Annotated in this window: 2 protein-coding genes; both read right to left on the bottom strand. The window is 51.1% G+C overall.

Going from position 1 to position 2,940, the window contains the following annotated elements; translation table 11 throughout:
- Positions 1-758 precede the first annotated feature (758 nt).
- Positions 759-1,205: a DUF6386 family protein gene (locus ACIPZG_RS26740; protein ID WP_400718499.1), complete on the bottom strand. Its 447-nt coding sequence runs from the start codon at positions 1,203-1,205 to the stop codon at positions 759-761.
- 2 nt (positions 1,206-1,207) lie between these two features.
- Positions 1,208-2,940: RHS repeat-associated core domain-containing protein (locus ACIPZG_RS26735; RefSeq protein ID WP_400718497.1), on the bottom strand; the 1,733-nt coding region annotated here is incomplete at its 5' end.

The raw sequence follows: 2,940 nt of genomic DNA, 5'->3' as shown, positions 1-2,940 counted from the left end.
CCCAATACATCGGTGGCCCAACTGCTGCGGGCTTGCAGGTCGTAGCGGAACTGGAAGTGTTCGCCGTCACTGGTCCAGTGCTCCACTACGCGCGGCTGGCCACCGAGGGTTTCCCAGCGATAGTGGCAGCCCAGGCCCAGTGCATTGCTGTGTCTGAACATCTGATAGTTGTTCGAATTGGTGAACTACTGATCTTGTAGCGAAAGACCTGCCGCTCCTTCAAAAACTAAGTAAATAGTTAAGAAAGTCTTACTTAAACACCTACGCGAGGCCAGATCGCATATATCTGTTTACGATACTTTAAACAGCCTATCACTGGAAAAAATATGAAGCTCACAGATCAAAAATCCGAAATCACATCACTGACCGCCGACTTCGAACCTGCATTCCCCACGCTCAAAACAAACAAAGTACTTATTCATCACGCAGTGTTTCTGACACCAATTCAGCCACAATGCAAGAGTTTGCACCCTAAGCCCACCCCCCTCACTCGCGCGAGCAAATTAAGTCCAACGAGGCATTATAAATGCAATAATTTTCTCTCAACCTCTCAACCAGCCAGCGCCATCTTTACACATTCAAATTTAAAGACTGACACGCACAACTCGCTTTCTGCTTCCGCACTCGCTAAGGACTTGTCCATACGATCGCAGCAGGAGCCATACCGCACTGCAGTTGATTTCAACAGACCATCATTCATAAGCGTAAAGCTTGTTCTCCCAACGGAAGAGCAAAATAAACAGAATCACAAACAAGATTTATCCAAGCCTAATTGAATCTGAAAAATCATTTTGCGAATCAGTAGACGGCGTAAAGGCCAGGCATATAGCGCCTTCATCATATCCGTATTTCACATAGTAACTACCAACAGCCAGATTGACAAATGCCCCCTGAACTGCATCCGAACCATCGGGCTCTAGATCTCCGCCAGTAGTATCTTCACCGGCACCTACAAAAACAACACCTGACGGAACTTTCAAGAAAGCACCACCCATAGGGCTAGTTATATCATTCAAAACCCGTACCAAATATTTTCCGTCCTCACCCAAATTTAAAAATGCAATATTACCCTCATTCATTTCGAAAAGCTCATCACTTTGAATACTCCACCAATCAAAAGTATCAGTTATTCGATGGCGTATCGCCTGGAGATCAAAAATCGCCAGAGTTGCGGTATCTGTAACCACAGTAAATTCAAGCTCCATAATCACTCCCATATTATTTCACTAATTATATCGCCGGGTTTGAGCCCCGCCCGCCTGCCGGCACCCTTCAATGAACTGCCGACACTTTTATTGATAGTCTCATTAAGCATTTGTAGACGCTGCGTTGCAGATCCCCCCACGATCAGATCGACAGGATGGTCAGCATTCAGCTTAGATAAGTCAGGCGCTTTACCAAACATTCGTTCATAACGCTCACTCACCGCTTTTCGATAAGAGGCCTGCAACGAAGAAATCCGCACATCATGCGTGCCAGGAGACCAAATCAGCTCACCTCTTTTTGCAGCTCGATTCAGAGCATTCTTCTTTTTCATGAACTGCTTTTCTAGAATTGTTCTTTCCGCACTAGAAAGCCCCGGACTAGACAAAGCCTTAGGCTTATTTACAGTCAGAGGGGTGGAGCATGTCCACCCTAACGGGTCAATCCAATTAAGGGCATTTGGGCCATACTGGTAGAGGTTGACCCCGCCTGCTAAACCAATTGGGTCCTGAGTAATGAACCGTCCACCGTCAGGAGTGTAGTATCGGAATGTATTGTAATGGAGATCCGTTTCCCTGTCGAAGTATTGCCCTTGAAACCTTAAGTGCTGCTCGACCTTACTGATGGCTAGTTGATCTATAGCTCCCCAAGATCGATACGTAGCCTGCCAAACAATCTCCCCCTGGCTGTCCGTCAGCTCCAGCGGCGTACCGATCTGATCGGTATGGAAGTAGTAGACCTTCTGCTCTTCACCTTCAGCTTGATCGACTCGCGCCAGCGGCGCATAGCTTCCCGGCTCATACAGGTACACGATGCTCTGCCCTGGCGTTTCCTCACGAAGCATCCGCAACCCTTGCCAAAGGAAGCGCTTCTGCTCAACCGCTCCATTGATTTCTGCGTGCTTGGCAACCCGTCGCCCGAGACTGTCGTACCGGTAGTGACCGGTACTCTCCAGCGTGCCGTTGACCAGCGTCTCCGCCCGCACCAGCCGGTTTTCGCAGTCATAGCTAAAGTTCTGCAACTTACTATGCCCCGAGCGCTTCTCGATCAGGTTGCCCCACGGGTCATAGCGGTACTCCTGATCCCGCCACTGCTGGATCCGGTTGTCCTTGACCTTGTCAAACTGCCGCGCATTAAAGTCCAGCCGGTTCGCTGCCGGGTCATAACGGAATTCTTCACTGCCAATCAGTGAACCGGTGTCGCGGCTGTGCAGCTGCCCGTTCGCTTCGTACTGGTACTTGATCTCCCCGCGCAGTTTATCGAGGGTGCGCACCAGTTCACCGGCCGGGTCGTACTGATAACGGCGGTGAATCGGGTTGTAGGCATGCTCCACCAGCAGCGAGGTGTGAATACCCGCGTTTTGCACTTGGGAGAGTTTGTCGGCAGGTAACGTTGAGGCGAACTGCCACGCCTTGCGCCCCATCGCGTCATAGCCGAAGCAACTGGTCAGCTTGCCCTGGGTTCGATACACCTCACGGTGCAGGTCATCGCGCTCCATGTCGCTGATCACCTGGCCATCAAGGTTCAACTGGTGCAGGTGGCCGCTGCCGTAGTACAGGTGGTTGACCTTGCGCCCGTCTGGCAGGGTCAGGGTGGTCAGGTTGCTGAGCGGGTCGTACTCGTAGGCCAGTGTTCCAACGGCGGTGATTTCTTTCGTGAGACGGCCCAGCAGGTCGTAGGCGTACTCCAGCTTTTCTGCGGTGACGCCCAGTTGCTTGCCGATACCGCTCGGTTGCC

It is taken from the genome of Pseudomonas sp. NPDC089395 (assembly GCF_044749525.1).
Classification (GTDB): domain Bacteria; phylum Pseudomonadota; class Gammaproteobacteria; order Pseudomonadales; family Pseudomonadaceae; genus Aquipseudomonas.
This window is presented reverse-complemented; position numbering and strand designations above follow the sequence as displayed.